This window comes from Micromonospora sp. NPDC048898, from assembly GCF_043198035.1.
GTDB lineage: Bacteria > Actinomycetota > Actinomycetes > Mycobacteriales > Micromonosporaceae > Micromonospora.
The window spans coordinates 1-24,717 of the sequence record NZ_JBICUF010000016.1; the positions used below are offsets into that span (position 1 = coordinate 1).

The following is a 24,717-nucleotide window of genomic DNA, read 5'->3' on the forward strand; positions in this document are numbered from 1 at the left end:
CACACCCGCACCCACCACCCCCACCGCGCCGCCATCACCACCACCAACCCCACCCACCTCACCCACGCCCTCACCGCCCTCACCACCAACACCGGACACCCCCACCTCACCCAACACCACACCCCACCCACCACCACCACCCACATCACCTTCCTCGTACCCGCCGCGTCGCCGGACCCCGAACCCCTGGTCACCTGGTGGCGCACGCACGGGGTCGTCGCGGACACGGTGCTCACCGAACGCGATCCCGAGGAGTTCCGCACCGCGGTCAAAGCGGCCACGGCCAGCGGCACCGCGCTGCTCATCGAGCTCGGCCCCCGTGGCCTCGAGCATCTCGTCCGGGACTCTCCCGGCGGGGACACCGCCCTCTATCTGCCGACCTACGCCCCCGACGACCCGGACCCGGAACACCGGCGCCTCATGCACGAGTCGCTGGGTGTGCTCTGGACCCGAGGAGTCCCGGTCGACTGGTCCGCGGTCTGCCAGCGTCCGGAGCGGATCCCGCACCTTCCGCGTTACCCGTTCGAACACCGCGACTACTGGGTCCCCACGCTGCGGCACGAGATCATCCCGGTGCCGACGTCGCGGCACGAGATGGCACCGGCCGACGCGGGCACCGGACTGCTGCCGCACTTCACCGACACGGCGTCCGGGCAGCTCATCGCCGAGACGCACCTGTCGCTGGCGGCGCTGCCGCTGCTCGACGAGCACCGCGTGCACGACCGCATCCTGGTCCCCGCCATCGTCTTCCTCGAACTGGTGCACCGCTGCGCGCAACGCGCCCTCGACGGGCCGTTCGCCGTCGGGCGCCTGGCGTTCAGCCGACCGTTGCTCCTCGCGGACGACGCCGCGCGCACGGTGCAGACCATCCTGGACCCGGATGACGATGGTGGCGCCCGCGTCCGCGTCTTCGCGCACGACCCGGACAGCGGCTGGCAGCAACTGATCGAGGCCGACATCGTCGCCGCCGACGCGGACAACACCGACTCGGGCAACACCGACTCGGGCAACACCGACTCGGGCAACACCGACGAGCTGGAACCGGAGGAGTTCGAGCGGGCCCGCGGCCGGTGCCTCGACGATCTCGACCACGACGAGTTCTACGAGCGGGCCTGGCATCCGTCCTTCGCCCTGGGCGCGAGCTTCCGGCTGGTGCAGTCGGCGCTGCGCGGCCGGGCCGCCGCGGTCGGGTACGTCGCCGCGCCGGACCCGTCGTGCGCCGCGCTGACCGCCGGGGTACGGCCCGACCTGCTGCTGCTGGACACCTGCGTGCAACTGATCGCGGTGGCGGCCGGGGCGGACGCCGGACCCGAACGACCGCTGTACGTCGGCACCGGCTTCGCGGGCATGACAGTCCAGCGAGCCTTCACCGACGGCGAGATACGCTGCACGGCGGTTCTGCGCGACGCCCCCGGCCACGACGACGGTCTGGTCGGCGACGTGTCGATCACCGACGAGGACGGCCTGCTCTACGCCCTCATCAGTGGCGTGTCCTTCAGCCCACTCACACCGGAGACCGTCGAGCGGTTGACCGCCGGGCCGTCCTCGCTGTCGAACGGCTCGCCGACCCGGGCCCAGACGGGCCCGAAGGTCGCCCGGCCCGACGTGTCGCGACTGCGCCGGACGAGCCCGCAGCAGGCACGCGAACGCCTCCAGCGGTACCTCGCCGCGCTGCTCGCCTCGGTCGAGGGATGCGAACCGGAGGACATCGACCCGGCCGGGCCGGTCACCGCACGGGCCGACTCGCTGATGATCGCCGAGTTCCGGAGCGCGATCGAACGCGATCTCCACGTCCGGGTTCCGCTGGACGTCCTCTTCGACAACGCCTCGCCGGCCACGCTCGCCACGATGCTCGCCGACGAGATCCGCGCCGCCGACCCCGGGGTGCCCGCGCAGGACGGAGACCCGGTCGCGGCCCCGGCGCCGCACGCGCTGGATCCCGTCCTCGCCGCCCAACCCCGCCCGCTGTCGATACTGAAGACCGGCAAGCTCACCCGGATGAGCGTGGACGAGATGGCCGCGCGCGCCGCGCTGCCGCCGTCGATCGCCGCCGACACGTCCGCGTGGCATCCCGACAGCGCCCCGCGTGCCAGCCTGCTGACCGGCGCGACAGGTTTCGTCGGTGCCTTCCTCCTTGCCGAACTGCTCGAACGGCGCGACGGCGACGTCTACTGCCTGGCCCGGGCCAGCAACGCGCACCGTGCGCTGGAGCGGATCCTCACCAACCTCGACACCTACGGCATCGACGTCGACCGGCACCGGTCCCGGATCGTCGCGGTGCCCGGTGACCTCACGGAGCCGGACTTCGGCCTGGGCGACGAGGCGTTCGCCGACCTGCACGCGCGGTGCGGCGACATCGTGCACTGCGGCGCCCAGGTCAAGTGGACCTATCCGTACCGGGCGCTGGAACGGGCCAACGTGCACGGCACCCGGGAGGTGCTGCGCCTCGCCACGTTGGCCGGCCCGGCACGCCCGGTGCACCTCATCTCCACCGTCGGCGTGTTCTCCTCGGTGCAGTACGAGCCGGACAGCGTCCACGAGTGGCAACTGCCGATCGAGAGCGGACCGCTGTCGGTGGGGTACGCGCAGTCGAAGTGGGTCGCCGAGCAGATGGTCCGCACCGCGCACGAGCGGGGCGTACCCATGACGATCCACCGGGTCAACGCCGGCGGGGACAGCCGCACCGGGGCGTTCAACCGGCACGACCACCTCAACATGATGCTCAAGGGCTGCATCGAGGCCGGCGTGGGGCCGCGCGAGGTCAACATCCATCTCCAACCGGCGCCGATCGACTACGTGGCGGCGGCCGTGGTGGAGGCGGCCCGCCGCCCCGAACTGAACGGCGCCACCTTCCACCTGGTCAACGACAGCGACCTGACCTGGCCGCAACTGTTCGACATGGTCCGCGCGTTCGGGTACCCGATCGATCTGACCACCTGGGACGACTGGCGCGAACGGATCACCGGCTCGCGGTCCGGGACGATGGCTCTGCTCGGCCTGGTGCCCTTCCTCGTGGACACCATCGACGACGCGCGGGTGCCACGGTTCGAGTCGACGTCGACCCGCCAGACCCTGGCCGGGCTCGGACTGACCTGCCCGCCGCTGACCACCGGGCTCCTGCACACCTACCTGCGACGGTTCGTCTCCGCCCGGTTCGTCGACCCTCCGAAGGGAGCAGTCCGTGCACTCCGTGACGTACGAGCCGATCAACTATGACCCGGCCGATCCCGCGCACCGCGTCCTGCCCTGGCCGATGTACCGCCGGCTGCTCGAGGAGGCCCCGGTCCACCGTGCGACCGCCACGGCCCCGGACGGCGAGGACTTCTACATCCTGAGCCGGTACGACGACGTGGCCGTGGCGCTGCGCGACCGCAGGCAGTTCTCCTCGCACGTGCGCCGGGGCGACTTCCTCGATCTGCCGATCATGGTGAACCGGGACGCCCCGGACCACACCAGGCTGCGCCGGGTGACCAACCGCGCCTTCGGGCCGCGCGCCCTGGGCACCCTGAACGGTTGGATCCAGGAGACCGTCGAGGAACTCGTCGACGACCTGCTCGCCCAGCGCTCGGTGGAGTTCGTCGACCAGTTCAGCACCGCGCTGCCACTGCGGGTCGTCGGCGGCATGCTCGGCTTTCCGATGGAGCGCAAGGCCGAGATGCAGCGCTGGTCCCAGGCCGTCATCGAGGTCTTCTCCGTGATGGGCGGCCTGGACCCCGAACAGGTGCCGGGTTTCTTCGAGGACTTCATGGGCCTGGTGGGGTATATCGACGAGTTGGCCGCCGAGCGCGTGGGCTGCCCGCACCGCGGCGACATCCTCAGCGATCTGGTCAGTCGGAAGGAGTCCGGGGACGTCGACCACGACGAGATGGTCGGCCTCGGCTGGTCCTATGTGGCCGCCGGCATGGAGACCACCATGAACCTGCTCGGCGGCGGGGTGCGGATGCTGCTGGAGGACCGGGAGTTGGGTCGGGTGCTCACCGCCGCTCCCGACCGCACCGACGACTTTATCGACGAATACCTTCGTCTATATACTCCGACGCCATGGTTGCTGCGTCGCGCAGAGGTGGACGTCGATCTGCACGGCACGGTGATCTCCCGCGGCGCCCTCGTGCACGCGCTGCTCGCCGCGGCCAACCGCGACCCGCGCAAGTTCCCCGACCCAGACGTGTTCGACCTGGACCGCCCGAACAAGGAAGACCACATGGCCTTCGGCGCCGGGCCGCACTTCTGTCCGGGCGCCGTGCTCGGCAAGATGTTCGCGGGCAGGGCATTCCGCGCTCTCTACCCGCATCTGGACCGGATGTCGATCGACCCGGAGCGTCCGCCGCGTCTGCGATCACGGCCCGGCACCTACGGCATCGAGCACATGGGTGTGCTCATCGAACCGGCATCGCGGGCCGACGTGGCGTGAGTGCGCGGAGACCGCCACAACCCTGAGAGCGGGAGACATGATCGAGAGTATCGGGCTGGGCAAGACCTTCCGCGGCCGTCGCAGCAAGGTCGAGGCGGTGAGCGGCGTGGACCTCGTCGTGCAGGCCGGGGAGGTCTTCGGCTTCCTCGGGCCCAACGGCGCGGGCAAGACGACAACGGTACGCATGCTCGCGACCCTGCTGCGTCCCTCCTTCGGCCGGGCCACCGTCTGCGGCGCCGACCTCGTCGAGCAGCCCCGCGAGGTCCGCAAGCACATCGGCTACGTCGGCCAGCGGGGCGGCACCGACCCGTCCATGACGGCCTGGCAGGAGCTGATCATCCAGTGTCGGTTCCACGGGATGAACAAGTCCGCGGCACTGGCCCGCGCCCAGTGGGCGGTCGACGCCTTCGAACTGGGCGAGTGCGCGGACCGGCGCACGGGCACCTACTCGGGCGGGCAACGTCGGCGTCTCGACCTGGCGCTCGGCATGATGCACTCGCCCAGGCTGCTGTTCCTCGACGAGCCGACCGCCGGCCTCGACCCGCCGAGCCGGGCGAACCTGTGGGTCCAGGTGCGCAGGCTGCGCGACGAGGGGATGACGGTCTTCCTGACGACGCACTATCTCGACGAGGCGGACGCGCTGTGTGATCGGCTGGTCATCATCGACCGCGGCCAGATCGCCGCCGAGGGCACCCCGCAGAACCTCAAGCGTGAGATCGCGGGCGACATCATCGTGGTCGGGGTGGAGGGCGACGCGAAGACCATCCGCAAGGTGTTGGCCGAGCAGCCGTTCGTTCGGGACGCGGACGAACCCGATCCGCAGACCGTCCGCCTGTTCGTGGAGAAGGGCGAGACCGCGCTGCCGCACGTGATGCGCCTGCTCGACGCCCACGGCGCGGACCTCACCTCGATCGCCCTGGAGCGGCCGTCGCTGGACGACGTGTTCCTCCGCAAGACCGGCAGGTCGCTTCGCGATGCGAAATGACGCCTTCCCCGCACAACCAAGGAGTGCACCGTGAAGTTGCTCACCGAGACCTGGCTGGTCTACCAGCGCGCCATGATCCGCACCTTCCAGAGCTTCCGGGGGGTGGTGGTGATGACGGTCCAGCCCCTGTTCTTCCTGATCCTGTTCGCCCCCCTGCTCAAGAGCAGCCTGCGCGGGGCGGACCCGGACAAGGTCCTCAACCTGTACGTCCCGGGTCTGCTGGTGCAGTTGGCCATCTTCACCTGCCTCTACGCCTGCTTCTCGCTCGTCGCCGAGACGCACTTCGGTGTGCTGGAACGGTTCCAGGTGACCCCGGTCAGCAGGTTCGCCCTGCTGCTCGGGCGCACGATGCGCGACGCGTCGGTGCTGCTCATGCAGTGCGTGATGATCACCCTGCCGGCGGTGGCGTTCGGGCTGCACCTGTATCCCCTGCAGGTGCTGCAGATGGCGGGTCTGCTGCTGCTGCTCGCCCTGGGCATCGCACCCCTGTCGTACGCGCTGGCGTTGATCTTCAAGACCAACGAGGTGCTCGGTCCGGGGGTCAGCCTGATCACCATGCCGCTCACGCTGCTGTCGGGCATCTTCGTGCCGATGACGTACGCACCGGACTGGCTGCGCTGGCTCTCCCTGGCCAACCCGCTCACCACGGTGGTGGAGGGCGCCCGCGAGCTGTACGCGGGACACGCCTGGAACAGTGGCGTCGCCTGGGCGTACGGCCTGGCGATCGTTGGTGCGGTCGTGTCGCTCACCTACACCGGACGGCTCTTCGCGCGTACCGCTGAGTGACCGCGCCGGTGTCACCGGCGTGGCGGAGTTGGCCACTGGCACAGGAGGGTGATCCCCACGTGACCTCGATTCTGGTAACCACGCACGCCATCACCGGGCACCTGCGCTACGCGACACCCCTGGTACGGGAGTTGGTCGTCGCGGGCCACGACGTGCTCTGGTACACCGGTAGGGCGTTCGAACCCCTGGTCGTCGGGACCGGCGCGAGGTTCGCCCCGATGACCACGCGCGCCGGGGCCGATGCCGGCGCACGTGACGCGCTGCAGAGCGCACCGGACCGCGCGGGCGGGGTCGGCGGTTACGGCACCACCGTGCTGGAGGTGTTCGTCCGCCCCGTCGAGGCCTTCGTCGCGGACATCGACGAGCTGATCGACTCGTTCGCGCCCGAGGTGGTGGTGTCCGACCACAGTTTCCTGGCCGGAATGTTCGCGGCCGAACGACGGAACATCCCCCTGGTGGCCTTCTCGACCAGCGCACTGCACGTGTCGAGTGTGGACACAGCACCGTACGGCACCGGTCTGCCGCCGGCGCGCGGGCCGCTCGGCCGGGCGCGCAACCGTCTTCTCTACCAGTTGGTCCGGCGGGTCGTCATGCGCGATCCGCAGCGGGAGGCGACCCGGATCCGGGCCGCGCTCGGCCTGCGGCCGCTGCCGGGCTTCTTCTTCTCCTGGCCGCAGCAGATCGTCGACCGCTACATCCAGTCGAGCATCCCCGAATTCGAGTATCCCCGGCGCGACCTGCCCGACTCGGTGGTGTTCTGCGGACCGACGCGGCTGGAGGGGTTGGACGACTGGAAGGAGCCCGCGTGGTGGGGGCGGATCGCGCAGGCACGGGCCACCGGCCGGCCGGTGGTGTTCGTCACGCAGGGCACCGCCGCCACCGATCCGCTCGACCTCCTGCTGCCGACGATCAACGGGCTGGCCGCCGAGGAGGTGCTGGTGGTCGCCACGTCGGGTGGGCGCGACCCGCAGGAGGTGCTGCCCGCGGACCGCCGTCCGCCGAACCTGGTGCTGGAGCCGTACATCCCGTTCACCGAGGTGCTGCCGCACGTGGACCTGATGGTCACCAACGGCGGTTTCGGAGGCGTGCAGACCGCCCTGGCGCAGGGGGTGCCGCTTGTCGCGGTCGGTGACTCGGAGGACCACATGGAGAACAACGCCCGGGTGCGGTGGTCCGGCGCGGGCCTCTGGCTGCGGAAGGAGCGACAGACGGCCGAGCAGATGCGCGACGCCGTGCACACGGTGCTGACCCGGCCGGCCTACCGCGCCCGCGCCCGCGAACTGATGACCGCCTACGCGCGCTTCCCGGACGGTGCGCGGGCAGCGACCCGGGTGGTGCTGGATGCCGCGACCGCACGCCGCCGTGGTGCGCACTGAGGACGGCACACACCATCCACGGTACGACGAGGGTTACGACGCCGCGTGCCGCTCGGCGGCCAGGACCTGGTTGACCCGGCGGATCTTGGCGTCCACGGCATCGTGGCCGACGGGTCTGAGGTAGCCGGCATCGTCGAGGTGCTGGTGGTAGTGCAGCAGCACGGGATCCGCGGGCAGCGGGTCGACGAGGTGCGTCGGGTAGTTGAACCTCGGCGGAAGGTCGTACACGGCCAGGCCCAGCTCGTGTGTCGCCAGCCCGAACGCGACCTGGTCGGTGTGGAACGTCAGGTCGCCGAGGATCTCCGGGCGGTCGAGCAGCCACCTGTTCCATCTCGGCCAGGCGCTCCCGAGGGCCGCGAACGCCTCGCGCGTCAGCACGTACACCCCGCCGTTGAAGTTGCGGGCGAAGGTCGGCTCTCCGGAGTGGGTGGCGAGGGCGAGTCCCGGTTCGGAGTCGAAGCCCGCCGCCGCGAAGATCCGCCGCCAGTGGTCGTACGACGGTCGCGCGAGGTCGACGGTCTTGGCGGCGATCATCTCCAGGCCGGCGAAGAGGCTGTCGACGTCGTCGGCGAAGGCGATGTCGCAGTCCGTGAGGACGACCAGGTCGGCGTCTCGCAGCGCTTCGCTGTGCAGTTGGCTCAGCTTGTTCGAGTACGGATGGCGTTCGTCGAACGGCGGGACGGTGCGGATCTCCACGCCCAGGTCACGCAGGACGTCGAACTCGCGGCCGTCGACCCCTTCGACGAGGTGCATGACCACCTCGTGGGGTTGGCGTCGGGCGATGCGCAGCAGCGTCGTACTCCAGATCCAGGCCTGGTGCCGGTATCTCGGGGAGCCGTCGACGACGCAGGAGAACTTCACCGTCTCGTTCATCCCCGGTCTTTCCCTGAGTTGGAGGGCGGGCTGAGTCGACGGATCCTACTCACCGGCCACGAACTCCCGCCGCACCTTGGGCGGCCACGATCCGCTCTCGAAGATGCCCAGGGAGTACGCCCTGCCGACAAGCGCCGTCCGGTTCGTCACCCGGAACTTGCGCAGTAGTCGTCCGATGCGGTATTCCACGCCCTGCCGGCTGAGAAAGAGGCTGGCCGCCAGTTGCACGCTCGACGCGCCCGAGGCGACGCCCTCCAGGACGCCCGCGTCCCGGACGTTCAGCGGCGGGACCTTGCGGGCGGGCACGGGCCTCGCCGCGTGCGGGGTGACCCGCTCCACCGCTTCGATCCCCTGCGCTTCGTCGTCGCTCCGCATCGCGGATCCCCGGAGGCGCGTCACGCTAGCGCTCCCCCGTGCGGACGGGGTCCCCCGTGCCGATCCGGCGCGCTTCGGCGAGAATCGCCGGGCCGAAGTCACTCCACAGCCCGTCGAGCCTTGAGGTGATCACGACGGTGTCCACCGCCTTGTCCGGCAGCCCGGTGCGGACGCCCATGTTGTGGCGCACGTCGTGGCGGGTCCCGGCACCGTCGGCGACAAGCCGGTCCACGACCTGCCGGTCGAAGTCGGCGAGTACGCAGGACTGCCGGACAGCGGGCACGACGGCCCCCGCTCCGAGCACGGCGACGCGTGCGTCGGGCGCGATCGACTCGAACGCCTTCTCCAACTCGGCGGTGACGATGCGCCCGGCACAGTGGCGGGTCCAGTCCGCGACCCGACGGCTGAGCATCTCCACCGTGCACAGGGCAGGCTCGGTGGGCGACTGCAGGACCAGCCAGCCGAGTTCGAGTGAGGGCTCGGCGAACCGGTACTTGGTGAAGAAGCTCTCCGCGTTGCGCAGGAGGCCCGCGAAGTTCACCGCGCCGTCCCGCTCGTGTGGCGACTCGATCGCCCACGCGTCCAGGCTCAGCTGGATCGCGGTGCCGTTACGGGCCAGCCGGTAGCCCAGGTCGACGTCGTCCAGGCCCCAACCGCGGAAGTCCTCGTCGAAGCCGCCGACCGCCCAGAAGTCGACGGCGGGTACCGAGCAGTTCGAACTCCAGAACAGCTCCTCCGGGAAGATGCGGTCACCCAGGTCGAACCCGACCTTCTCGAACTCCTCGTGCCGGGGGTCACGAAACCTCGGCTCGTCCCGGTAGCGGTCAGCCACCTGCTGCGGTGTCAGCGTCCGGACGGCCTCGGCGAGCCCGGCCGGGGGCGCGTAGCCCGGGTCGTCGACCCTGCGTGGAGGGTATGCGTACACGTACCCGGCGATCGCCCGGCCGGGCACGGTGGGTGGTGTGTGCGCGAGCAGATGCGCCGTGAGCAGGTCCGGGCCGGCCAGCGTGGCACAGTCCAGGAACACCAGCAGTGGTGCCGTGGCCAGCCGGGCGCCGGCGTTGCGCAGCCGGGTGACGCCGTTGTCGCGGACCTGCGCTTCCCGGGCGCCGAGATCCTCCTGGAAGAGGTACTTGAGCCGCAGTCGGCCGGCGAAGGAGTGGACGACGGACCGCGTCTCGTCGTTCGAGCCGTCGTCGGCGACGATCACGTCGTACTCGTCGACTCCAAGTGTCTGCTCGCAGAGGCTCTCGAGCGTGCGGCGCAGGTCCTGGGCGCGGTTGTGGGTGGGCACGACAACGGAAACCCGCGGTGTCGTGTCGCCGCCGACGAAGGACGATTCCGCGGTCGACTCACCGCCCTTTTTCGACACTCGGCCCTCCTCGTGCTGATTTTGCCGAAACAGTGTCCACCAGGCACCCACCCGCACGGGAGCCGAGAGACGAGAAACCAGAAGAAGAGAATCGCAGGCAACGTCGCCCGAACTGCATCCAATCCATCGAATACTCGTTCCGCCTAACGATGGACGTTGATATGTTAGCCACGATCCAGCGGGTGGTCAAGGCAGGGGAAACCCCCACAAGTCTCCGTCACAGTTAGCGTTTGTCCGGCTTGGTAACGTATTTTGAACGGCGAAGACGTCGTTGTGGCTGCGGAGGCCGCAGAGGTGGTGACCTGGAGAAACGCCCCACCAGCCAGGACACCGCAACCAGCGGATTTGAACGCCATCTTTGGGCGCAGACAACCGAAGACCAGCAGAAGCCGTACCCATTTACCACCCAGCCCACAACACAGGCGATTCCATTATCGAACCGGACAAAGCCACACCACGACGAAATCGCGGGAGAACCGGCCGGCTGCCGCCAACGAAACTCGGGCGCCGACACCTACCGCACTCGCCCCGGCAATGGCACAATGGCTGCCATCGTCGGCCATCGATTGTTTACTTCAGGCCGCGCCGGAGCGATCCCCAGGTGGCGCAATCCCTACCCCGGGCGGAGAGTTTATGAATGATCAAGTTTGGCACGACCTGCTGGCACTTCAGGTTCTCGCCCCGCTGTCATCGAGCTATCTGCCCTGGAATGTGGCGGCAATGCGTCCCAGCGGTGTCGTCGCCGTGCTCAACGAGGTCGTCATCAACCGGCGGCGCCACATCGTGGAGCTGGGCAGTGGCATCTCGTCGGTCTACCTGGGACGCCTGGCCCGGCAGCGAGGGGGACAGGTCTGGACGGTGGAGCACGACGAACAGTGGGCCGACACCATCGAGCAACAGCTCGCCGACGAGTCGCTGGACGACGTGGTGACTGTCGTGCGCGCACCCCTGGCGCCGACGGCGTCCGCGTGGCCCCACGAGGAGAACGCGTGGTACGAGACGGACGCCATTCGCCGCGGGATCGCCGACCAGCCGATCGACCTGCTCATCATTGACGGCCCGCCGGCGAGCGACGTCGCCCGGCAACACTCCCGGTATCCCGCGATCCCGTTCTTCGCCTCGCTGCTCGCGGACGACTACGCAATCATTCTCGACGACATCGACCGGCCCGGCGAGCAGGAAATCATGAAGCGCTGGGAGCAGGATCTCGACATCAGTTTCGAACGACAGATCCTGGCCGGCGGAATCGGAATCGGCCGCTCACGGCCGTCATTCACGGTCTGAGACCCGAGGGGCCGACATGAAGATCGTCACCATAGCATCCGACCTCGACCAGCCGTTCCTCCAACGCCTCCTGATCCCGTCCTGCGGCATTCTCGGACTCGACCTGGTCATCCTGCACTCCACCAAGGACGGCTTCCGGCACAGCGACAAGCGGTCCATCATCACGGGCTACCTCGCGCAGCACGTCGAGGCCGATGAGCTCATCGTGTTCACCGACGCGTACGACACGTTGTTCATTCGCGGACAACAGCACATCGAAGAGGTCTACGAGACCTTTGCACAGCCGGTCGTCTTCAGCGCCGAGGTCGGCAGTTGGCCACTGGGTTCCCTCGGATTCGCCATCCTGGATGCTCCCCCCACCCCGCCGTACCCCTTCCTCAACAGCGGCGGATACATCGGCCCGGCCGGCGTTCTGCTCGACCTGCTCGACAGATACCCGCAGCCGCCGAGTGACCGGTTCGAGCTCCTGCGGAAGTTACGGAAGTTCGGCTACGACACCAACGAGCGGTACGCCTTCAGTGACCAGTACTACTGGACGCTGGTCCAGCTTCTCGAAGGCGAGACCGTGGCGCTGGACCACAGCGGCCAGCTCTTCGAAAACCTCGGTCCACCCATACCGGACGTGTGGGACCTGCAGATCCTGCTCGGGCACTACGAGTTCTACACGCAGGACCGGAAGGCGGCCAGCTACGGGCAGGAACGTGCGCGTCTCGAAGAGGTGCTGAAGACCCCCAGCCAGGCCGCGCACATCCATTTCTCCAATCCCATGGGCAAGGCCGCCGCACTGGACCTGCTCGACGAGGGAAAGCTGCCCGACTGGCTGCGCGAGGTCACCGGGTCCACGACACCTGCCGCTCGGGCGGCGACTGTCGTCGCGGTGGACCAACTGGTCGGCAAGTGAACACGCACGAGCCCAGGTGAACAACAGACGGAGGACGTGTGCACGCTGACCCGGGAGCTCGGCTCGTCGAGGAGCCAGCCTTCATCCTGTCGGCCATCCGGTCCGGATCGACCCTGCTGCGCTGCATTCTCAACACACACTCACAGATCTGCGCGCCCCACGAGCTCCACCTGCCGCACACGAGGGTCGACACCACGACCTGGTACACCGAGCTGGCGCTCCGAACCGCGGGATTCCCCGACGAGGAGCTCGCCTTCCTCCTGTGGGACCGGATCCTGCACCGTCTGCTGGAGGCCAGCAAGAAGTCGGTGCTCGTCGAGAAGACACCCGGCAACTCGCTGTCCTGGCGCCGGCTCAGCGCGTGCTGGCCGCGTGCCCGCTACATCTTCCTGCTGCGCAACCCGGCGGACATCGTGCGGTCCGCGCTGCGGGTCGGGCCTGATCCGGAGTCCACGGTCATCCCGATCGTGCTCGACATGATCGACGGGGTCGAGGACGCGCGGCGCGAGCTGTCCGGCCTCACGATTCGGTACGAGGACCTGCTGTCCGACCCGGTCGCGTCGACGAAGGCCGTCTGCGCCTACCTCGACGTCGACTGGGAACCGACGATGCTGGAGTACGGCCAGGCGGACCACGGCCCGTTCGAGCCGGGAATCGGCGACTTCGGCGACGCCATCCGCTCCGGTCAGGTGCAGCCCCGGCCGGAGACGACGACCCCGCAACCCGTGCCCGACTACCTCGAAGAACGATGCGCTCGCTGGGGCTACGCACCGGAGGCACCGGATGCCCGCTGATCCCCCGACGTCCACTCGCACGCTCGACCTGTCCCGGCTTCCGCCGCCGTCCGCCCTCTGGCCGGCTCGTGTCACGCCAGACGTCCTGCCGTTCCAGGCGGACACCTTCGATCGTGCCGTCGTCGGGTTGGACGCTCTACAGGCCGCGCGGCTCCCGCGCCTGTTCGACGAACTGGGTCGCGTGGTCGTCGACGGTGGCGCGATCGAGTTCGTGGTGCGTGACGACGAGTCCGTCGACGGCCTGAAGATGCGCTTTCCGGACCTGATCGCGGCGGTCCTGCGGGCGTTCGACGTCTCCGCCATCGCGTCGAACGACGGTCTCCTCGTCGTCCGCACCCAGAACGACGCCGCGAGACGACCCGGCGACGTCACCATCGGGACCACCGACTCGACAGCCGACGCCGCAGCCGCGCTCCTGCTCATGATGCGCGACCGCGACATCGAACGGGTGCGAACGCAGGCACCGCCGAGCGCGACGCCTCCCGCCCTCGACGACGGCTCGCCGCCGACCGGCCGGCCCTGGCGCATCGAGGTGGCAACCGGCGACAGCGCACCGGCGCACGCGGTCCGGTTCGAGTCGGCCAGCCTTCCGAGCACGCCACCGCGACGACCCGACCTGCGCGTCGCGGCCGTCCTCGGTGAACGGTCCCGGTCGGCGCTGCGGTACGAGTTCGGTGTGCAGCCGGTCTCGCGGGGCTCGTGGCATGCGGCCTTTCGGCCGGATCCGCCGCACCTCCTCCTGGTCGAGTCCCGCTGCCCGGCCGACGGTGCGGACGGGCCGTTCACCCCCGACGGCGGGCTCCGCCCATGGGTCGTGGAGCTGCTGGACCACTGCCGCCAGCACGCTGTTCCCACTCTCTTCTGGAACAACGACGACCCGTCCGGCTACGAGCCGTTTCTGCCCGTCGCCCGCCACTTCGACTGGGTCTTCACGGTGGACCCGAGCTGCGCGCGCCGATACCGGGCAGACCTCGGGCACGAGCGGGTCGGCGTCCTGCCGTTCGCGATCCAACCGCGCATCCACAATCCGGTGGGAGCCTTCTCGCACGCCGTCGGCGACATCGCGTACGTCGCACCACGTCACGATGTCGGCACCGAGTTCCTGAGCGCCACCGCCGGTCTCGGGCTGCACGTCCTCCTGCTCGACGAGCCCGGGTCACGCCCCGCGCTCTCCCCCGACCTCAAGGATCACGTCGCCAGTCACGTGACGTACGACCAACTGCTGAGCGCGTACCGGCGCTACCGGGTCTTCCTCCAGGTGGACCCGGTCTCGGACTCCCCGACGCTCTCGCCCGATCTCCTGGAGCCACTTGCCTGCGGCACTCCGGTGCTCGGTGGCCCGTCACCGGCGGCCGTCGCGATGGTGGGCCCCGGCGGCGTGGAGGCCATCGCGGACAGGTCGTCGCCGCAGATGCTGGTCAAGGCCCTCCTGTCCAGCACCGAGCTGAGAGACCGTCAGGCCGTGCGGGGGGTCCGGTGGGTCATGCGGGAGCACACCTACGCGGACCGCGTCGACGATCTCCTGCGCACGGTCGGCCTGCGCTCCAGCCCGCAGCCGCGGCCCCGCGTCTCGATCGTGGCACCGACCCATCGACTCGGCGGATACCAGAGCATCATCAGAAACGTCGGCCGCCAGACCCATGCCGACCTGGAGCTGATCCTCGGCCTGCACGGCGTCGACGAACCGGAGTCTCGCATCCGCGACGCCGCAGCCGCCCAGTCGATCCAGCACCTCACGGTGGTGCGCCTACCGAGTGAGCTGTCACTGGGGTCCGTGTGCAACGAGCTGATCAAGACGGCGACCGCGCCGTACGTTGCCCGGTTCGACGACGACGACCACTACGGCCCGAACTATCTGGAAGACCAACTGCGCGCCTTCGAGTACACCGAGGCGGACATCGTCGGAAAATGGACCAGGTTCATCTTCCTCGAGAGGCTTCCCGCCCTCGGCGTGATCTTCCCCGGCACCGAGCACGTCTATGGCACACCCCTGTGCGGTGGGACACTGCTGATGCGCCGCGAGTTGTGCGATGTGGTGAAGTTCGCCGACCAGACCAGAGGCGAGGACATCAGGTTCGTCATCGACGCGGCGCAACAGGGGTACGCCACCTACGCGACCGACCGCTTCAACTACGTCTACGTACGCCACACCGACACCTCCCGACACACCTACCAGCCGGCAGACCTCGACCTGCTCGCGCAGACCAGGATCGTGTCGTTCGGCCCGTCACTCGACCACGCGTTCGTCTGAGCGGCACGGATGAACACACCGAGGCGTCGATCCATGAGGGTCATCTTCACCGGGGTGCCGCTGCTCGGCCACCTCCTGCACCAGGTGCCGACCGCACGAGCCTTCGTCGACCAGGGGCACGCGGTGTCGGTGCTGGTGCCGGAGTCGGTGACGAAGGTCTTCGGCGGCGAGGAGTTCGAGATGCTTCCCACCGGCGCGGATGCGGGTGCCCTCCGTGCCGAGGTTCTCCGCCGTACCGGTGAGGACGTCATGGCGGGGGCGACACTCGCCGCCCAGCTTGAGGCGTTCGGCAACACCAGGATCGACCTCTCCGCGGCGGACAGCCTGGCCGCGGCTCGGGCCTGGCGGCCGGATCTGATCGTCACCGATCCGACGGACGTTCTCGGGCCGCTCGTCGCCACCGCCCTGGACGTGCCCACCGCCACGCTGACGGTCGGGCCGGAGGGTTCGCCGGAGTTCCAGCAGAGGTTGCGGCAGCAGGTGTCCGGGCAGTACGAGAGCCGTGGACTGACGCCTCGGCCGGCCCGCTGGGTGCTGGACGTCTGCCCTCCGGCGATGCGGCGCGACGACTGGCAGGCCCCCGAACGATGGCGGCCACTGCGCCCCGAGGCCCACCGCGCTCCACCCGGCCAGCGCGCCCCCGTGCTCCGCGCACTTGTCGGGCAGCCACGGATCCTGGTCACCTTCGGCACCCTCTTCACCGACGCCCGGCGGCTCGACCCCATCCTGCGAGCGCTCGCCTGCACCGGCGCGGCGCTACGGGTGCCCGTCGGGCTCACCGCCTCGGCGGACGACTTCGACGTCGACCACGCGGCGGTCGTCTTCGAGCCGTTCGTGCCACTGCACGACCTGCTGGCCGACATCGATCTGGTGGTGTGTCACGGCGGCGCCGGAACCGTGCTCGGCGTGCTGTCCGCCGGGCTACCCATGGTGGTCGTGCCGCAGGGAGCGGACCAGTCCATGCATGCCGGCCGGGCAGCCAACGCGGGCGCCGCCGTGCAACTCCGGCCGGACGACATCACCCCGGAGACTGTCGCCCGGGCCGTGGACACGGTGCTCGGCACACCCAGCTACCGCACCAACGCCGGCAGGATCGCCGACCAGATTGCCGCCATGCCATCCCCCACGGAGGTGGTCACCGCGCTGGCCGCGGAACTGCTGACCGGTGCGCGGTGACACGTCGGCAGAACCCGTCGCACCCGACAAGACCCGTCGTACGCCCGGAGGTGACCCGATCATGGCTGACCACATCGACCCGGCACGATCGACGGCGCTGGTCGAGATCCTGCGGCCCGAGCGGCGGCCACGGATCCTCGACGTCGGCGCCAACCCGCTCGCCAACCCCCTGGACCGGCCCCCGTACCAGACTCTCGTCGAGCAGGGCCTGTGCGAGGTGTGGGGCTTCGAGCCGCAGGAGAGCGCGTACCGGGAGTTGCTGAGGACCCGGCGGGACAACGAGCACTACCTGCCGTACGCCATCGGCCGGGGCGGCCCGGCGACCCTGCACGTCTTCCGGAACGGTGCTTTCAGCAGCATGTACCCGATCCATCCGCCATCGATCGACTTTCTCGACAGGTGGCGCGACGAGACCACGCTGGTGGAGACGATCGACATGGAAACCCATCGGATCGACGACCTGCCGGGAATCGTCGACATCGACCTGCTCAAGATCGACTGCCAGGGCTACGAGGTCGAGGCGATGCGGGGCGCGGAGAAACGGCTGGCGGGCGCGGTCACGATCATCCCGGAAGTCCGGTTCCTGCAGCTGTACGACAACGAGCCGAACCTCTGCGGCCTGGACGGATACCTGCGCGCCCAGGGGTTCATGCTCCACAAGTTCCTGTTCGTCAAGTCGACACTCATCAACCACTCCCGGTTCGGCAGACTGCCGAAGGAGCTGACGGTGAACCAGGCGGTCGACGGCGATGCCGTCTACATCAGGAATCCGGTCGCACCGGAGATGACCACCGAGCAGCTGAAGAATCTCGCCATCTTCGCCGACGCGGTCTTCTTCTCCTTCGAACTCGCCATTCGGTGCCTCGACATTCTCGCCGCCCGCGGGGTCGTCACCGACGCCGACATCCAGTCATACGTCGACCGGCTGGTCGGCTGAGCCGCACGACGGCACCGGCCGCTCCCGGTGGGGCTCGGTCTGCCACTCACCGCCGGGATCTGGGCGGGTGCGGCTGTTCGGGTGGTTGGCCCATGGCACGAGCGGCGTCGGAAGCGGCGATGCCGGCGAGGACGGCGACGGCGGTGCCGGCCACGGCCAGCGGCGGCAGGAAGATCATGAACGGCGAGGCGCCGGCAAGCGCCAGCGCGCCGATGATCCGGGAGTGCGACACCCGGTCGAACACGGCATGCTCCACCAGGGCCCGCCCGATCAGGAACAGCATCGGTCCGCCGAGGACGACGAGAATCCACGCCGCCTCCGTGTGCCCGAACGGATGTTCGATCACGATCTCGTACCCGACGGCGACGGCGACGATCCCCGTCACCATGAGGACGTGCGCGAGGAAGGCCTCCCGGATGAGGTGGGCGGGCTCAGCGCTGGCTCTGATCGCATCGGGCAACAGCTGGCCCGCCCGGAAGAGGTAGACGCGAAACAGCAGCACTGTCGTGACGAACGCGACCGCGAAGGCCGCCGCGGATCCGGCGTGCCGAAAGGACGTGTCGCTGTAGGCCGAACCTGTCGTCAGGATCAGCTCGCCGAGCGCGATGATGAAGAACTGTCGGTAGCGCTCGGACAGGTACTCGGCCAGGACGGGCCACTGCCGTTGGGTGGGGCGGGTCCAGGGCGCGGGATAGAACAGCAGCAGTGCCGCGCAGTCGATGACGATCGCGAGCGTCCACAACAGCCCGCGGGCCAGGTCCGCCGCGATCGCTCCGGCGATCCACGGCACGGCCGACAACGTGAACCAGAAGAACACCCCGGCCGCCCGACGCTGAGCCTCGTGGCCGCGCAGCATCGGCACGATGACCAGACCACGAATGATGTGGACCGCGACGTACGCGACAGCGAACGCCATGCCCCGGTCGCCGAACGCCTGCGGCACCGCCACTGCCATCACCAGCGCACCGAGCATGGCCGTGTAGACGAGCAACTGGAGCTGCGGCCGCTGCGGGTCGTAGAGGTCGGTGACCCACGCCGTGACGAACCACAGCACCATGAACGCCAGCAGCAACAGCAACGTCTCGCCGGCCTCGACGAGGACGACCCGCCGCTCGGTGAGCTCCTCGACCAGCCGCTGTGAGACCCGGTTGAGAGCGAAGACGAACACCAGGTCGAAGAAGAGTTCCAGAAGGCTCGGCCGTTGCGGTTGCCCCGGCTTGCGAAGCAGCGCCGCTGCCCTTGTCGACATGGGCTGCCCACCTCTACCGGCTTCGCCTGTCCGGGTATTGGTACCACGCCCGGCGGGTCGTCGAAGCGATAGTCGAAGAATGCCGAAGACCCCACCCGCGGCTCAGGATTGCTTCTCCCTTCCCGGGGTACCCCGCTGCGCCACGCGGGCGCCGTCGGATCAGCCGAGCGGGTCGGTGTGAGCCGCGTACACGCCGAGGGACCGGTACCGGATGGATCAGCGGGAGGTGGGCACGCGGGCCGGGGCTGACGGCTTCGTGGAGTTGCGGGTGCACGGGGTGTCCGCCACGGGCCCGGACGACCTGCTGGATCGGCCGCACGTGCGGCAGGTGGCGGGTGACCGCAGGGGCGGCTTCTACCGGCCACGACCGGGAAACCACGAAGACGGTGCGGCGGGCGGACCGACGCTGGAGGCCTACCGCTGGAACAATCTGCCCGCTGGCACCGCGATCCGCACGCTGTCGATGGTGATCCTGTTGCCCTTCATGCTGATCAACCTCGCCATCTGGATGCGGCCGGCCGCGGCCGGCCCCGACCCGGTGATCAAGGCCCTCTGCCGGCTGTTGGCACTCACCCTGACCGGGATGTACGTGCTGAGCATCGTGGGCATCTCGCTGGATGTGATCGCGTGGAAGTGCATGTCCTCGCCGGAGTGCCTGGCCGGGCGCAGTTGGCTCTCCTGGCTCGGGGGGCGTCCGGCCGGACTGCGCCTGGCGGTGCTCGCGCTGGCGCCGGCTGCCGCCATCAGCCTGGTGTGGGTGCTCAGCGCCCGCCCGGCGCTCCCCTTCCCCGTCTTCCGTGCGGTCGACCAGCCCCGTGCGGCGCACCGGCTCACCGCAGTCGGTCGGTGGGACAACGAGCCGCTGGTCGGTCGGCTGCGCTCGATTCACGTCACGGCGGCGTTCGCCACGCTGGATCTCAGCCTGCTCGGTGCCCGGGCGGCACAGGGCCTGTCGATCGGCACCGTCGCGCTGGGGGTAGCCGGCGGCCTCCTGCTGATCACGTGTGCGGTTCTGCTCTGCACCCCACCCCTGACCACGCCCACGGAGTGGCGGCTCGACCGGTTGGTCGGCGTACTGCGCACGACCGCTCTCGGCCTGACCGTGGTGGTCTGGCTCCACGTCCTGACCAGTTCCGCCCCGTGGCCGGAGCGGAACGGGCTGCCCGGCTACAACCTCACGGTCATCGGGCTGTTCATCGGTCAGGCGGTGCTGCTGGCCGCCCTGGGGGCGGTGCTGTTCTGGCACCGGGATCGGAAGCCCGTTGTCGCACCCTCGCTCGGGTTCGGTGCCCTGGCGGCCTCCGTCGCCGCGATCAGTCTGGCCCTCACCTTCTCCGCCGAACTGGTCTACCGGGTGTCCGACGTCCTGAACAGGGGCGCGCCGACCGCGGAGGCGCTGATCACCAGCCCTCCCCGTGCCTGCATCTGGGCGATCCTCGGCTTCTCGCTGGCCGTGCTGGTGACGCTGGCCGTCGCCGGCGTGGTGTCGCTGGCGTCACGACCGGGACGGATCCGTGCCGCGGCGTCGATCGTCGCGCGCGACTTCCCGGACGCGCCGGCCGAGGCCAGGCCACGGCTGCGGCAGGTGCGCAAGGCCATCGCCCGCGCCCGGTTCACCGAGCGGCTGGTGCCGCTCGCGGTGCTCTACGCCTGCCTCGCCGGAATCGGCATCGCGGCGGTCGCCCTCGGCCTGCTGCCGACGCCTGCCGACGAGCTGATCCAGCGGTACGTGGGGCTGCCGGCCAGTTTCGTCGACTTCGGCATCGGTGTCGGCAGCTACCTGATCGCCGCCATCATCGCCGGTCTGGTCGTCGGCGGAATCTTCGCCTACCGCACCCCCGGCTTTCGTCGGTACGTGGGCGTGGTGTGGGACCTGGGCACCTTCTGGCCCCGAGCCGCACACCCGTTCGCGCCACCGTGCTATGCCGAACGGGCCGTGCCCGAGCTGACCTGCCGGATCACCCACCTCGTCGACTCCGGCAACGCGGTGGTGCTCACCGGACACAGCCACGGCTCGGTCCTGCTCGCCGCGACAGTGCTCCAACTGCCGCCGCGGGTCACCGACCGGATCGCCCTGCTGACCCACGGCTCGCCGCTGCGACGGCTGTACGCCCGGCTCTTTCCCGCGTACGTCAACGACGAGGTGATTCGCGAGATCGCCGATCGGGTGGACTGGCGGTGGGTGAATCTGTGGCGGGACACCGACCCCGTCGGCGGGCGCGTCTTTCCGCCGCACCGACCCGACGAGGCACCCGCCGCATCGGAGCGGAAGGCGACGGTGGACCGACGGCTCCGCGACCCCCGCGACGTCACGGCTCCGGCCGGCGACATCTTTCCGCCACCGATCAAGGGACACAGCCCCTGCGAATCCGACGAGGCGTTCACCGAGGCGGTGCGCAACCTCGCCGGCCACCTCCGCTGAGCGACAGGAAGGATCGGGAGGACGTCGATGACCGCGGCTTGCCCGTACGGCAGGCGGTCGGGACGTGCGGAACGGCGCCGTCGCTACGCCATCAGCCGGCCACTCCCCCACTTTCCGGATCTGTAAACAACCCTTGATATTAAGCTTCGCAAACGTCAATATGTGGAGGTCGCGGGTCGTCGAAGCCTGGGGAGTGAGCCATGAGAAGCCGTCGGATCTTCGCAGTGGTGGCCGGGGCGGCGATGACCGTCACGGCCGCCGTCGCCTTCGTCCCCAGCAGCATGGCGGCCGTGCCCTCGGCCAACGCCGTCCCGCTGGTCGCCTGCACCGCCCCGGCCTGGGCCGAAGGTCCCACCTACCAGGCGGGTGCCCAGGTCACCTACGGCGGCCGGCTCTACCAGGCGCTCGTCACGCACACCGCGCACCCCGGCGCGGGCTGGAACCCCGCCGCGACCCCGTCGCTCTGGCGTGACCTCGGCGCGTGCTCGGGAAGCACGCCACCGCCCACCACGCCACCACCGCCCACCACGCCACCACCGACGACCCCGCCACCCACCACACCGCCACCGACCACCGCTCCCCCCACCACGCCACCGCCAACCGGTGGGACCTGCGCGGTGAAGTCGCGGCCCACCGGCAAGGTGTTGCAGGGCTACTGGGAGAACTGGGACGGGGCCTCCAACGGTGTACACCCCGGCCTCGGCTGGATCCCGATCACCGACAGCCGGCTCAACCAGCACGGCTACAACGTGATCAACGCGGCGTTCCCGGTGATCCGCCCGGACGGCACGGTCCTCTGGGAGAACGGCATGGACGCTGGCGTGAAGGTGGCCACCCCGGCCGAGATGTGCCAGGCCAAGGCGGCCGGCGCCACCATCCTGATGTCGATCGGCGGGGCCGCCGCGGGCATCGATCTGAGCTCCACCGCGGTCGCCGACCGGTTCGTCGCGACGATCGTGCCGATCCTGACCGCCTACCACTTCGACGGCATCGACATCGACATCGAGACCGGCCTGACCGGCAGCGGCAACATCAACACCCTGTCCACGTCGCAGGCCAACCTGATCCGGATCATCGACGGCGTGCTGGCCCGGATGCCGTCGAACTTCGGCCTGACCATGGCACCGGAGACGGCGTACGTCACCGGCGGCAGTGTGGTCTACGGCTCGATCTGGGGCTCGTACCTGCCGATCATCAAGAAGTACGTCGACAACGGACGCCTCTGGTGGCTGAACATGCAGTACTACAACGGCAGCATGTACGGCTGCGCCGGCGACTCGTACCCGGCGGGCACCGTGCAGGGCTTCACGGTGCAGACGCAGTGCCTGAACAACGGCCTCACCATCCAGGGCACCACCATCCGCGTGCCGTACGACAAGCAGGTCCCGGGCCTGCCCGCGCAGATCGGGGCGGGCGGCGGCCACCTGTCGACGTCGCTCGTCACACAGGCCTGGAACTCCGTGCCCGGCCTCAAGGGCCTGATGACCTGGTCGGCGAACTGGGACGGGTCGAAGGGCTGGACCTTCGGCGACAACGTGAAGCGCCTACAGGGCCGCTGACGGCGACGGCGCCGGGCCCACCGCCAGCCGGTCGTCCGACAGGCAGGGGGGCCCGGCGCCTCGAACGGTCGACGTCTCGTCCGTTCCTGCTCATCGGAGTCGATGACGGTCCAGGACGTACCTGTCGACGCGATTGCCGTACCGGCCGATGCCCGACCCTCCCAACCGGAAGCCCAGGGATTGGAAGAGCTGCGAGGACCGGACGTGCTGACTGTCGATCTCGGCGACGATCGGAGGACCCGCGAGGCCGCGGGTGATCCGGAGCTGACCGAGCACGGCACGGAGCGCTTCGCGGGCATAGCCGTTCGACCACCGCGCGGGGGTGATCCAGACCCCGATCTCGAGGTCGTCCGCCCGACGCTCGACGGCCACCACGCCGACCTGCTCGTCGGTGTGGCGATCTGCCACCTGGAGCCACACTCCGCTGCCCTGTTCGTGCGCGGCCCGGCCCCGGTGGAACCGGTCGACCGCGCGCTGCTGGCTCCACGGGGCGCCGTCGCCCACGAGACGCGTCACCTCCGGATCAAGAGCCAGAAGGAGAAATGCCGGCAGTTCTGACTCCCGGTAGGGCCGCAGGAGCAGACGGGCCGTCATCAGCGTGGCTGCCCAGCGGTCGTGGCGGACACCGTCAGGGCCGTTGGGGGTGGGCCCCCTCCCCGGGGTCGTCAGGGCCTTCCCCGCCGTGCTGTCCACGTGGTCGGGAACCGCACCCTCGTGGCGATCGCCGGTGGTGGAGGTCCCGGTCGGCTCGAACATCAGAATCGACCCGCCCGGCGAGGACGGCTTGTGCTCGGTGCCCTTGGGAACCACGAAGGTGTCGCCCTGACGCAGGACGACTGTGTGTTCCTGCCCGGCCGCGTCGCGGTAGGCGACATTGAACTGGCCGTCCAGGACCAGGAAGAACTCGTCGGTGTCCTCGTGGACGTGCCAGACGTGCTCGCCCCGGGTGTGGGCGATCCGCACGTCATAATCGTTTGTCCGAGTCACGATTCGCGGGCTGTAGACGTCGTCGAACGACGCAAGCGCCTCGGACAGATTCACGACGGCCAGGTGAGCGGGAGTGATCGACATGGACCGAGCATCCCCGGGGGCCGCCGCGCCGGTCTTGGACGTTCTTGATGCCGACGGCACCCGACCGCCCGGTTGCCGAGTCCGGGCCTGGCGGCCACCGGTCCCCGAGATCAGCGAGGTGTTCCACGCCCAGATCGTCGACTACGCCTACCCGCCGCACGCCCACGACACCTGGACGGTGCTGATCCTCGACGCCGGCGCCCTCCGTTACGACCTCGACAACCGACACTGTGGGGTGAGCGGCACCGACTATGTCGCTGTTCTGCCACCCGGAGTGGTCCACGACGGTCGCCCGGCCGCCGACGCGCCCGGCTTCCGCAAGCGCAACCTGTACCTCGACCCGGCGTTCCTGCCCGCCAGTCTGATCGGCTCCGCCGTCGACCACACCGTCCTCCGCGACGGCCCGCTGCGCCGGGCCCTCGCCGGGCTCCACCAGGTCCTTGCTGCCGACGAGGACCCGCTGAACGCCGAAGCCCGTCTCGCCATGGTCAGGCAACGACTCACCGACCATCTGACCGCCGTGCCTGCTCCGCCTGCCCGGCTGGAGCCGCAGGCCGCCCGCGCGCTGAGGGCGCTGCTCGACGAGCACACGGTGGAGGCCGTCAGCCTCGCCGCCGCCGCTCGCCTCCTGGGCCGTTCGGTACCGCACCTGATCCGCAGCTTCGGCCAGACCTTCGGGATCAGTCCGCACGCGTACATCATCGGGCGACGGATCGAGGCCGCCCGCAAACTACTCCTCACCGGCATCCCGCCGGCCGAGGTGGCGATCGCCGTCGGCTTCTGCGACCAGGCCCACCTGACCCGGCATTTCCGCCGACACACCGCCACCACGCCGGCCCGGTACAGCCGCACGGACCCAACGGCGACCTCTCGGCTGCCCACACCGTGACAGCAC

General features: G+C 69.6%; 19 protein-coding genes. 14 read left to right on the top strand and 5 right to left on the bottom strand.

What is annotated here, in order from left to right; all coding sequences use genetic code 11:
- The 5 genes from ACGFIQ_RS29645 to ACGFIQ_RS29665 all read left to right on the top strand — a co-directional run.
- A partial coding sequence (locus ACGFIQ_RS29645; RefSeq protein ID WP_393248783.1) for a thioester reductase domain-containing protein occupies positions 1-3,216 on the top strand: 3,216 nt, incomplete at its 5' end.
- On the top strand, positions 3,182-4,411 hold the full coding sequence (locus ACGFIQ_RS29650) for a cytochrome P450 (RefSeq protein ID WP_393248784.1): 1,230 nt from the start codon (positions 3,182-3,184) through the stop codon (positions 4,409-4,411). The genes ACGFIQ_RS29645 and ACGFIQ_RS29650, both read left to right, overlap by 35 nt.
- 37 nt (positions 4,412-4,448) lie before the next feature.
- The gene (locus ACGFIQ_RS29655; protein WP_393248785.1) at positions 4,449-5,396 is read left to right on the top strand and encodes an ATP-binding cassette domain-containing protein; all 948 of its coding nucleotides are present in this window, start codon (positions 4,449-4,451) and stop codon (positions 5,394-5,396) included.
- Positions 5,397-5,426: 30 nt separating this feature from the next.
- Positions 5,427-6,182 carry an ABC transporter permease gene (locus ACGFIQ_RS29660; RefSeq protein ID WP_393248786.1) on the top strand — a complete coding sequence of 252 codons (756 nt, stop codon included), beginning with the start codon at positions 5,427-5,429 and terminating at the stop codon, positions 6,180-6,182.
- 59 nt (positions 6,183-6,241) lie between these two features.
- Positions 6,242-7,558, top strand: coding sequence for a glycosyltransferase (locus ACGFIQ_RS29665; RefSeq protein ID WP_393248787.1), 1,317 nt, complete (start codon positions 6,242-6,244; stop codon positions 7,556-7,558).
- 33 nt (positions 7,559-7,591) lie between these two features.
- Here the strand turns inward: ACGFIQ_RS29665 and ACGFIQ_RS29670 are convergent, their stop codons facing one another.
- From ACGFIQ_RS29670 to ACGFIQ_RS29680, 3 genes are read right to left on the bottom strand one after another with little or no spacing between them, the layout of a single operon-like run.
- The gene (locus ACGFIQ_RS29670) at positions 7,592-8,431 is read right to left on the bottom strand and encodes a hypothetical protein (RefSeq protein ID WP_393248788.1); all 840 of its coding nucleotides are present in this window, start codon (positions 8,429-8,431) and stop codon (positions 7,592-7,594) included.
- A gap of 45 nt (positions 8,432-8,476) precedes the next feature.
- Positions 8,477-8,806 (bottom strand): LuxR C-terminal-related transcriptional regulator, encoded by a 330-nt coding sequence (locus ACGFIQ_RS29675; protein WP_393248789.1) that lies wholly within the window; start codon positions 8,804-8,806, stop codon positions 8,477-8,479.
- 25 nt (positions 8,807-8,831) lie between these two features.
- Complete coding sequence (locus ACGFIQ_RS29680; RefSeq protein ID WP_393248790.1) at positions 8,832-10,178, bottom strand: glycosyltransferase; 1,347 nt, start codon at positions 10,176-10,178, stop codon at positions 8,832-8,834.
- 534 nt (positions 10,179-10,712) lie between these two features.
- Between ACGFIQ_RS29680 and ACGFIQ_RS29685 the strand changes: the two genes are divergently transcribed.
- The 6 genes from ACGFIQ_RS29685 (at position 10,713) to ACGFIQ_RS29710 (ending at position 17,521) form a co-directional block, all read left to right on the top strand.
- Entirely contained in the window at positions 10,713-11,462 is a 750-nt protein-coding gene (locus tag ACGFIQ_RS29685; RefSeq protein ID WP_393248791.1) for a class I SAM-dependent methyltransferase, read from the top strand.
- A gap of 16 nt (positions 11,463-11,478) precedes the next feature.
- Positions 11,479-12,363 (top strand): glycosyltransferase domain-containing protein, encoded by an 885-nt coding sequence (locus ACGFIQ_RS29690; protein WP_393248792.1) that lies wholly within the window; start codon positions 11,479-11,481, stop codon positions 12,361-12,363.
- A 38-nt stretch (positions 12,364-12,401) separates the two neighbouring features.
- The gene (locus ACGFIQ_RS29695; protein ID WP_393248793.1) at positions 12,402-13,157 is read left to right on the top strand and encodes a sulfotransferase family protein; all 756 of its coding nucleotides are present in this window, start codon (positions 12,402-12,404) and stop codon (positions 13,155-13,157) included.
- A complete protein-coding gene (locus ACGFIQ_RS29700) occupies positions 13,147-15,408 on the top strand; it encodes a glycosyltransferase (protein WP_393248794.1) in 2,262 nt (753 codons plus the stop codon). Before ACGFIQ_RS29695 ends, ACGFIQ_RS29700 begins: the two co-directional genes overlap by 11 nt.
- 33 nt (positions 15,409-15,441) lie before the next feature.
- A complete protein-coding gene (locus ACGFIQ_RS29705; protein ID WP_393248795.1) occupies positions 15,442-16,584 on the top strand; it encodes a glycosyltransferase in 1,143 nt (380 codons plus the stop codon).
- Between the two features lie 61 nt (positions 16,585-16,645).
- Positions 16,646-17,521: an FkbM family methyltransferase gene (locus tag ACGFIQ_RS29710; RefSeq protein WP_393248796.1), complete on the top strand. Its 876-nt coding sequence runs from the start codon at positions 16,646-16,648 to the stop codon at positions 17,519-17,521.
- A 46-nt stretch (positions 17,522-17,567) separates the two neighbouring features.
- On the opposite strand, the gene ACGFIQ_RS29715 is transcribed toward ACGFIQ_RS29710, so the two are convergent.
- A complete protein-coding gene (locus ACGFIQ_RS29715) occupies positions 17,568-18,770 on the bottom strand; it encodes a low temperature requirement protein A (RefSeq protein ID WP_393248797.1) in 1,203 nt (400 codons plus the stop codon).
- 211 nt (positions 18,771-18,981) lie between these two features.
- Here ACGFIQ_RS29715 and ACGFIQ_RS29720 point away from each other — a divergent pair, with 211 nt between their 5' ends.
- The gene (locus ACGFIQ_RS29720) at positions 18,982-21,192 is read left to right on the top strand and encodes a hypothetical protein (RefSeq protein ID WP_393248798.1); all 2,211 of its coding nucleotides are present in this window, start codon (positions 18,982-18,984) and stop codon (positions 21,190-21,192) included.
- Between the two features lie 200 nt (positions 21,193-21,392).
- Entirely contained in the window at positions 21,393-22,751 is a 1,359-nt protein-coding gene (locus ACGFIQ_RS29725) for a carbohydrate-binding protein (RefSeq protein WP_393248799.1), read from the top strand.
- Positions 22,752-22,841: 90 nt separating this feature from the next.
- On the opposite strand, the gene ACGFIQ_RS29730 is transcribed toward ACGFIQ_RS29725, so the two are convergent.
- The gene (locus ACGFIQ_RS29730; protein ID WP_393248800.1) at positions 22,842-23,822 is read right to left on the bottom strand and encodes a GNAT family N-acetyltransferase; all 981 of its coding nucleotides are present in this window, start codon (positions 23,820-23,822) and stop codon (positions 22,842-22,844) included.
- Between ACGFIQ_RS29730 and ACGFIQ_RS29735 the strand changes: the two genes are divergently transcribed.
- Entirely contained in the window at positions 23,821-24,711 is an 891-nt protein-coding gene (locus ACGFIQ_RS29735) for a helix-turn-helix domain-containing protein (RefSeq protein ID WP_393248801.1), read from the top strand. The two genes, ACGFIQ_RS29730 and ACGFIQ_RS29735, sit on opposite strands and share 2 nt — an antisense overlap.
- Positions 24,712-24,717: the final 6 nt, after the last annotated feature.

Bases quoted from the DNA above. Each gene is read 5' to 3' on its own strand.
- ACGFIQ_RS29655 (WP_393248785.1), top strand. From the start codon at position 4,449: ATGATCGAGAGTATCGGGCTGGGCAAGACCTTCCGCGGCCGTCGCAGC.
- ACGFIQ_RS29670 (WP_393248788.1), bottom strand. From the start codon at position 8,431: ATGAACGAGACGGTGAAGTTCTCCTGCGTCGTCGACGGCTCCCCGAGA.
- ACGFIQ_RS29675 (WP_393248789.1), bottom strand. From the start codon at position 8,806: ATGCGGAGCGACGACGAAGCGCAGGGGATCGAAGCGGTGGAGCGGGTC.
- ACGFIQ_RS29685 (WP_393248791.1), top strand. From the start codon at position 10,713: ATGGCACAATGGCTGCCATCGTCGGCCATCGATTGTTTACTTCAGGCC.
- ACGFIQ_RS29690 (WP_393248792.1), top strand. From the start codon at position 11,479: ATGAAGATCGTCACCATAGCATCCGACCTCGACCAGCCGTTCCTCCAA.
- ACGFIQ_RS29700 (WP_393248794.1), top strand. From the start codon at position 13,147: ATGCCCGCTGATCCCCCGACGTCCACTCGCACGCTCGACCTGTCCCGG.
- ACGFIQ_RS29705 (WP_393248795.1), top strand. From the start codon at position 15,442: ATGAGGGTCATCTTCACCGGGGTGCCGCTGCTCGGCCACCTCCTGCAC.
- ACGFIQ_RS29710 (WP_393248796.1), top strand. From the start codon at position 16,646: ATGGCTGACCACATCGACCCGGCACGATCGACGGCGCTGGTCGAGATC.
- ACGFIQ_RS29715 (WP_393248797.1), bottom strand. From the start codon at position 18,770: ATGTCGACAAGGGCAGCGGCGCTGCTTCGCAAGCCGGGGCAACCGCAA.
- ACGFIQ_RS29720 (WP_393248798.1), top strand. From the start codon at position 18,982: ATGGATCAGCGGGAGGTGGGCACGCGGGCCGGGGCTGACGGCTTCGTG.
- ACGFIQ_RS29725 (WP_393248799.1), top strand. From the start codon at position 21,393: ATGAGAAGCCGTCGGATCTTCGCAGTGGTGGCCGGGGCGGCGATGACC.
- ACGFIQ_RS29735 (WP_393248801.1), top strand. From the start codon at position 23,821: ATGGACCGAGCATCCCCGGGGGCCGCCGCGCCGGTCTTGGACGTTCTT.
- ACGFIQ_RS29730 (WP_393248800.1), bottom strand. From the start codon at position 23,822: ATGTCGATCACTCCCGCTCACCTGGCCGTCGTGAATCTGTCCGAGGCG.